The organism is Streptomyces viridosporus, from assembly GCF_002078235.1.
Lineage (GTDB): Bacteria > Actinomycetota > Actinomycetes > Streptomycetales > Streptomycetaceae > Streptomyces > Streptomyces viridosporus.
This window is the reverse complement of the sequence record NZ_MSGP01000560.1, coordinates 1-7,200: the sequence shown is the minus strand read 5'-3', so window position 1 is coordinate 7,200 and position 7,200 is coordinate 1. Positions and strand designations below refer to the sequence as shown.

General features: G+C 73.0%; 10 protein-coding genes. All 10 read left to right on the top strand.

The features are described from left to right. The first annotated feature begins 57 nt into the window (after positions 1 to 57). Positions 58 to 246 carry a mobile element transfer protein gene (locus tag B7L92_RS32430; RefSeq protein ID WP_081240868.1) on the top strand — a complete coding sequence of 63 codons (189 nt, stop codon included), beginning with the start codon at positions 58 to 60 and terminating at the stop codon, positions 244 to 246. A gap of 21 nt (positions 247 to 267) precedes the next feature. Continuing rightward, complete coding sequence (locus B7L92_RS32425; protein ID WP_081240867.1) at positions 268 to 579, top strand: hypothetical protein; 312 nt, start codon at positions 268 to 270, stop codon at positions 577 to 579. A gap of 92 nt (positions 580 to 671) precedes the next feature. Further along, positions 672 to 851: a hypothetical protein gene (locus tag B7L92_RS32420; RefSeq protein WP_081240866.1), complete on the top strand. Its 180-nt coding sequence runs from the start codon at positions 672 to 674 to the stop codon at positions 849 to 851. Next, on the top strand, positions 848 to 1,027 hold the full coding sequence (locus tag B7L92_RS32415) for a hypothetical protein (RefSeq protein WP_081240865.1): 180 nt from the start codon (positions 848 to 850) through the stop codon (positions 1,025 to 1,027). The genes B7L92_RS32420 and B7L92_RS32415 overlap by 4 nt, the downstream gene beginning before the upstream one ends. Beyond that, positions 1,024 to 2,412 (top strand): replication initiator protein RepSA, encoded by a 1,389-nt coding sequence (gene repSA / locus B7L92_RS32410; protein ID WP_081240864.1) that lies wholly within the window; start codon positions 1,024 to 1,026, stop codon positions 2,410 to 2,412. The genes B7L92_RS32415 and repSA overlap by 4 nt, the downstream gene beginning before the upstream one ends. After that, the gene (locus B7L92_RS32405) at positions 2,409 to 2,603 is read left to right on the top strand and encodes a helix-turn-helix domain-containing protein (RefSeq protein ID WP_081240863.1); all 195 of its coding nucleotides are present in this window, start codon (positions 2,409 to 2,411) and stop codon (positions 2,601 to 2,603) included. The genes repSA and B7L92_RS32405 overlap by 4 nt, the downstream gene beginning before the upstream one ends. Then, complete coding sequence (locus tag B7L92_RS32400; RefSeq protein ID WP_081240862.1) at positions 2,603 to 3,865, top strand: tyrosine-type recombinase/integrase; 1,263 nt, start codon at positions 2,603 to 2,605, stop codon at positions 3,863 to 3,865. The genes B7L92_RS32405 and B7L92_RS32400 overlap by 1 nt, the downstream gene beginning before the upstream one ends. A gap of 189 nt (positions 3,866 to 4,054) precedes the next feature. Further along, positions 4,055 to 4,387, top strand: a complete 333-nt coding sequence (locus B7L92_RS32395; protein ID WP_081240861.1) for a hypothetical protein — start codon at positions 4,055 to 4,057, stop codon at positions 4,385 to 4,387. A 407-nt stretch (positions 4,388 to 4,794) separates the two neighbouring features. Continuing rightward, positions 4,795 to 5,313 (top strand): DUF2617 family protein, encoded by a 519-nt coding sequence (locus B7L92_RS32390; RefSeq protein WP_081240860.1) that lies wholly within the window; start codon positions 4,795 to 4,797, stop codon positions 5,311 to 5,313. 132 nt (positions 5,314 to 5,445) lie between these two features. Then, a complete protein-coding gene (locus B7L92_RS32385) occupies positions 5,446 to 7,095 on the top strand; it encodes a polyamine aminopropyltransferase (RefSeq protein ID WP_081240859.1) in 1,650 nt (549 codons plus the stop codon). Positions 7,096 to 7,200: the final 105 nt, after the last annotated feature.

Genomic DNA, 7,200 nt, shown 5'->3' with positions numbered 1-7,200 from the left:
TGGCCGACGCCATCGCCGCCCAACTCCAACTCGCCTGACCGAAGGGAGGGATCACCCGTGACCGTGTATCGCCGCTTCCGCGACCGCATCCGCATCGGACCCGTGCAGGTCGCCACCTACTACGACGGCCGGGGCCGCGACCGGCACACCGCCGCCTGCACCGCCCCCGGCTGCGGCTTCTCCGCCGACTACGCCGACCGCGCCGGCGCCGAACTCGCCGCACGCACCCACCGCTGCAAGACCTGACCGGAGAGGAGACCTGGACCCATGCAGTTGCCCGAGGACCAGCTCCGCGCCGGTCACATCCCCGCCGACCTCTACCGCCGGATCCCGCCGGGCACCGACGTGCGCCGAGTGGTGATCGTCCAGGAAGCCCCGCGCTCCTACACCGGCCCGATCGTTCTCACCCTCGTCATCACGGCCGGATCCGTCGCGGTGCTGCTGGTGATCGCGTTCGTCACGCAGGTCATCGCGGCCTCGCTCGTCTCGGTGCTCTCGGCCACCTGCGGCATCAGCTACACGATCAGCCGCACGTCCAAGAAGCGCAAGAAGAACGCCCTTGCGCACGGCAGCAAGTAGCGCCCTCCGGGGCGGCCTCAACCGCCAAGTATCCGCCGCCCCGGACGGCTCCACCCCTCCAGATCCAACGGACCCGAAAGGGAGACCTCATCATGCCCCAGCACGCCCGGACCACGCGCGTCTGCCGCGACTGCGACGGCTTCCCCGTCGTCGCCATCACCACCGGCACCCGCCACGCCGACGGCACCCGCGCCACCCTCCGCATCGCCTGCCCCACCTGCCAGGGCACCGGCCACACCGCCTCCGCCGCCCTCGCCCGGACGGGTCGGTGATCGCCGTGGCGCTCCTCGACTGGCGCTCTTCCGAGCACTTCGACCACTCCGGCGACCAGCCGTGCGTGCTCTGCACCAAGCCCACCCCGCTGCGCTCCGACCGCGGCAAGCCCGTCCACAAGGTCTGCGCGGAGGACTGGATCGACCGCCACACCGTCAAGGAGGACGACGCGTGAGTGATGCCGCCACCATGGCGGGCCTGGACCCGGCCACCCTCGCCGACGTGCTGAGGCTGGCCGGGTCCACCGGCTTCGACCGCATCCAGGACCAGCTCCGCCGCACCGGCGGCTGCACCGACCCAATCCGCCTGCAGGGCTCCGTCGTCGTCCGGGACAAGGACACCCGGCACGTCCTGCACCGGTACTCCACCGACACCGAACCCGGCGGCGTCCTGCGCGTGGCCTGCGGCAACCGGCGGGCCTCCCGCTGCCCGGCCTGCGCCTGGACCTATGCCGGCGACACCTACCACCTCATCCGCGCCGGCCTCCTCGGCGACCCCGCCAAGGGCACCCCGGAGACCATCCGCGACCACCCGCGGGTGTTCGCCACCCTCACCGCCCCCTCCTTCGGCCCGGTCCACAACCGGCCCGGCACCCGGCCCTGCCGCTGCGGCACCCGCCACGCCGAGGACGCCCCCGAGCTGGGCACCCCGCTCGACCCGACCACGTACGACTACGCGGGCGCGGTGCTGTGGAACAACCACGCCTCCGAGCTGTGGCGCTACTTCACGATCTACCTGCGCCGCGAGATCGCCAAGCGGGCCGGCCTCACCCAGAAGGCCGCCCGCGAAGCCTCCCGCGTGTCCTTCGGCAAGGTCGCCGAGTACCAGAAGCGCGGCGCCGTCCACTTCCACGCCGTGATCCGCTGCGACGGCCCCGCCGGACCGGACGATCCGCCCCCGGCCTGGGCCACCGTCGGCCTGCTCACCGACGCGATTAGGGCCGCCGCCGCCCGCGTGGAAGTCGACGTCCCCGCCGCCGGCGACCAGCCCGCCCGGGTCCTGCGCTGGGGCACCCAGCTTGACGTCCGCACCATCCGGGCCTTCGGCGACGGCGAGGAGATCACCGAACAGGCGGTCGCCTCCTACGTCGCCAAGTACGCCACCAAGGCCGCCGAGACCACCGGCACCGTCGACCGCCGCATCGGCAACAAGGAGGCCCTCGCCCTGCTCGGCGTCCCCGACCACCCGGCCCGGCTCATCGCCGCCTGCCTGGACCTGCACGCGCTCTACCCGGACCGCAAGCTGCGCGACTGGGCCCACATGCTCGGCTTCCGCGGCCACTTCTCCACCAAGTCCCGCCGCTACTCCACCACCCTCGGCGCCCTGCGCCAGGTCCGCGCCGACTACCGCGCCGCCCAGCAACGCGCCGCCCTGGGCCTGCCCGACCCCGACGACGAGGAGGCGACCACCCTGACCCTCGCCCACTGGACCTACGCCGGCCACGGCCACACCCCCGGCGAATCCTGGCTCGCCGCCAACATCCGCCGGGACCTGCAAGCAAGCCGCGAACTCGCCCGCGAAGCACTCGCCGACCTGCGCGACACGGAGGTGTGGACATGAAGCGCTCACTGCCCGACCGCTACCTGACCCCGGTCGACCTGGCCGACCTCCTCGGCGTCCCGGTCGAGACCGTCTACCAGTGGCGCCGCAAGCAGACCGGACCGCGCGGCTTCCGCGTCGGCCGGCACCTCCGCTTCGACCCCGAGGACGTCCGCGTCTGGGTTCAGTCCCAGATGGAGGGGGCCGCCTGATGGCCGGGCACATCCAAGATCGCTGGTACAAGACCGAGCCGGGACCGGACGGCAAGCCTCGTAGAGTCAAGACTGATCGCTTCGGTGTCGGTCTGCGCTACCGCGCCCGGTACATCGGGCCGGACGGCTCCGAGAAGTCCAAGAGCTTCCCCGATGGCAAAAAGCGCATCGCTGAGAAGTGGCTCAGTGCCATCGAGACGGACATGACGCGGGGCCAGTACACCGACCCTACGTCCATGCAGATCACGTTCCGGCAGTACGCCGAGAAGTGGTTGGACAGCAAGACACCCAGCGCGACGGCCCGGAAGGAACTCGGTCGGCGCCTGCGGCTGCACGCCTACCCGGTGCTTGGCTCTCGCCCGGTCGGAACCTTCCGGCCTGGACACATCAGGGAGTTCCTCGCCGCCCTGGAAGCCAAGCCCGGGGTTGGCCCTTCCTATGCTCGGAACATCTTTGCGGACGTTCAGTCGGTCCTGTCTGCCGCTGTTGATGACTCGCTGCTGTCGCGCAACCCGTGCAGCGCACGGAGCGTCCGGCGACCCAAGCCTGACGCGCATCCCGTGGTCCCGTGGGTATCCGCCCAGGTGTTCGCCGTTCGAGCGGCCCTGCTGGAGCGGTACCGAGCGATGGTCGATGTCGGCGCCGGATGCGGTCTGCGTCAGGGCGAGGTCTTCGGCCTGGCCGAGGATGCCATCGACGTCGAGGGGCGCACGCTCCATGTCGTCCGGCAGATCAAGCACGTGGAAGGGCGCCCGGTCTTTGCTCTCCCCAAGGGCGGCAAGAAACGGGCTGTGCCGCTGCCCGACTCCGTGGCGGAAGCCCTCCGGGCGCACATGGACGCCTACAAGCCCGTAGAGATCACGCTGCCGTGGGGCGTGCCGGAGGGGCCGAAGGTGTCCGCTCGGCTGATCTTCACGGCCGAACAAGGCGGCATGGTCTGGCGCAGCAACTTCAACGGCAAGGAGTGGAAGCCCGCCCTCGCGGCCGTGGGCCTCATCCCGGAAGCGGACGATGACGGCAAGTACGAGTCCGCGCGCGAGCACGGCATGCACGCCCTCCGGCACTTCTACGCCTCCGCGTTGCTGGATGCGGGCGAGAACATCAAAGCCGTCAGTGAGTACATGGGGCATGCCGACCCGGCGCTGACGCTGCGGGTGTACGCCCACCTGATGCCCGACAGCCGTGAGCGTGCCCGGCGCGCCATCGATACCGTGTTTCAGTGTGCCTCTCAGGAGGAACACGGCCCACAGACGGCCCAGTGAGCTTCGGACGGCCCCTGATCTGCCAATCGGCGCAGGTCGGGGGCCTTTTCCGTGTGCTGACCCTCAGAACTTCCTCAACTCTGCTTTGGGCCGCGCGGGCGGAGGGCATCTCCCGGTCACGCACGTGAGCGGGGCGCCCACGGGGGGCTGCTTCGGGGGATCACGGGTGATGGAAGGGAGGGCGGCGCCATGGACATCGGCACCGTCGTGACTCTGCTCCTCGGACTGGCCTTCACGCTGGTCTTCGCACTGCTCGTCCTCCTGGTCGTGACCGTGGTGCGCCGGGCCGCGCACCGGACGGCGGGCCGCACCCGGGTGACCGGTGCGCGCTCCGGGTCGTCCGGGAGCCGGTACGGCGGCAGCGACGGCAGTTGGTGGGTGGGCGGCGGAGCCGTCGCCGCGTCCTGCTCCTCGCCGTCCGGCAGCGGCTCCGACGGCGGGTCGTCGTCCTGCGGGGGTGGTTCTTCCTGCGGGGGCGGATCGTCCTGCGGGGGCGGCGGTGGATGCGGCGGAGGAGGCTGACACGGGGCAGCTCGCCTCCACTTCGGGGGATCCGCATCCGCGACAGCGGGGTCCGCGCCTGGAGCGGGCCCCGTTGTGCCGTTGAGCGGCGGGGGGCGCTCCGGTTCCGTTCGGGCGGGCGGCCGGTGCGGTGCGCGGGCGCACGCCGTACCGCGAGGCGCACCTCGGGAGTGAACAGGTGAGCTGGGGAGCCCTCTAGGGGATGGAAACCCCATGAAGTTGGGTAAAAACGCTGTGGCGGCACCACCGTTCATGATTCCCTCTCACCACCGACACACAGCCCTCGGAGCCCCTGCGGATCCTTCTTCCGGCCGGTCGACCGGGCTGACGGGCCGAACTCCCCGGAGCGGCCGGGGTGTGCGGACCCGCACTCCCCCTTCTTTCTTGCGTGCTTGCGGAGCCGATCCATGCTCACGACCCTGAACACCGCCTACACCGACACCCGCGCGGCCGACCTCGCCTGGGCCCTGGGCCGCGAGCCGCTTCCCGCGCTGGCCACCCTCGACCTCGAACTCGCCGGGAACAAGCTCCAGTTACGGCTCCTCGGCGCGTCCCACCAAGTGCTGCTGGAAGAGGAGCGCGGCCTGTGCTCGGAGACGGTGGCGTGCATTCCGGGCAGCAGCACGCCCCTTCCGCTGGGCGTGGCCAAGCGGGTGGACGACTGGGAGTACGAGTTCGCCGCCCGGGTGGAGGTCCTCCCTCCGGGCTCCTTCGCGGGCCGCGCCCAGGAGTTGCTCGCGCTGGTCTGCGACCACCCGCAGGGCCTCGCCGGGGTCTTCCCCGGCAGCCCGCACGCGTTCACCGCGATGCTCGCCCAGTGCCACGAGGGCCAGGTCCACTGGCGGACCTGGCACGCCTATCCGCAGGACGGGCAACTGGTGGTGACCCGGACGAGGGTGGGGACGCGCGTGGGCGCGGCGCTGTGAGGAGCCGGTGCGCACGGCCCGCGGGTGGGTCGGCCCGAAGGTCCCCGGCCCCTGCCGCGGTGGGGCAGGCGTAAACAAACTTCACACGTGTGGGTGACGATCCGCATCGGAGGCGTCACGTAACGTCGCAGGGTGATCGAACCGAAAGCCCCCGCTCCGCCCCGTGCCGTCCCACCCGGGGACGGGCCGGGCGGCACCGGCGGCGTCCCGGGCGGCTGCGTGCGGCTGCCCGTGCGGCAGGGCACCGGGCGGTTCCTGGTCCTCGCGGGCGTGTTCGTCTGCGCGGCCTGCGGACTCGTGTACGAGCTCGAGCTCGTCGCGCTGGCGACGTACCTGATGGGCGACTCGGTCACCCAGGCGTCCGTCGTGCTGTCGGTGATGGTCTTCGCGATGGGCATCGGGTCCCTGGCCGCGAAACGGCTGCGCCGGCACGCGGCGGCCGCCTTCGGCGCCGTCGAGGCCGTGCTCGCCCTCCTCGGCGGGGGCAGCGCGATGGCCCTGTACGCCGTCTTCGCCTGGACCGGTGACTGGGGCGGCCCCTGGGCGGCCGGCCCGCGCGTGCTCCTGGTCGCCTTCTCCCTCGCCATCGGACTGCTGATCGGCGCCGAGGTCCCGCTGCTGATGGAGCTGATCCAGCGGATCCGCCGGCAGGACGCGGGCGGTGCGGTGGCCGACCTGTTCGCCGCGGACTACGTCGGCGCGCTCGTCGGCGGCCTCGCGTTCCCCTTCCTCCTCCTGCCGCTCCTCGGCCAGTTGACCGGCGCGCTGATCACCGGTGCCGTCAACGCGGTCGTCGGCGGCGCGCTGGTGCTGGGCCTCTTCCGGCAGGACCTCACCCGCCGTGCCCGCCGGCTGCTGGTGGCCGTCAACGCCTGTGTGCTCGTCGTCCTCGCCTCGGCCGCCGTCCTGGTCGACGACTTCGAGCGGGCCGCCCGGCACGCCCTGTACGGCGCGGACGTGCACGTGGCCCTGCGGACCGACGTCCAGGAGGTCGTGCTCACCGGTGGCCGGGGCGGTCGGCCGCCGGCTCTGTACCTCGACGGGCGGCTGCGGGCCGGCGGCGGGGACGCACGGCGGTACCACGAGGCGCTGGTGCACCCCGCGATGACCGGCCCGCACGCCCGCGTGCTGGTCCTCGGCGGTGGTGACGGGCTGGCCGCCCGCGAGGTGCTGCGCCACCCCGGCGTGCACCGGGTCGACGTCGTCGGGCTCGACGCGGACGTGGTGCGGCTGGCCCGCCGCGACCCGGCGCTGTCCGCGCTGAACGAGCGCGCCCTCGACGACCCGCGCGTGCGCGTGAGCACCGGGGACGCCTTCGGCCGGCTGCGCGGGGCGCCCCCGGCGGCGTACGACGTGGTGGTCGCGGACCTGCCGCGGCCCGGGAACACCACGAGCGCCAAGCTGTACTCGCAGGAGTTCTACGGCCTGGTCCGGCGCGTCCTGGGGCCCGGCGGGCGGCTCGTGGTGCACGGCGGTCCGGCGGCGGCCCGCCCGCACGACTTCTGGACGGTGGAGGCGACCCTGCGCGCGGCCGGTCTCCGTACCGCCCCGTACCGCACGAGCGGCCGGCCGGCCGGAACCGCCGGACCCGGCCGCGCCTCCCGCGACTGGGGCTTCGTGCTGGCCGCCCGCACCGACCCCGGTCTGCGCCTCGACCCGTCCGGCCCGCGTCCGCGCACGCTCACCGACGCCTCCCTCGCGGCGGGCGCCCGGGCCGCCGCGCGCACCCGGGTGCCCGGCCTGCCGCCGTCCACGCTGGTGCATCCCCGGTACGCCGGCTGAGTCCCCGGGACCCGTCCGGCCCTCCCCGCCGGGCTGTACCCCCGTCGGCGCGAAGTGGCGGCGCGTCGGTGCCGGGTGGCGCGGGCCCGGCGGGGAGGGCCGGAC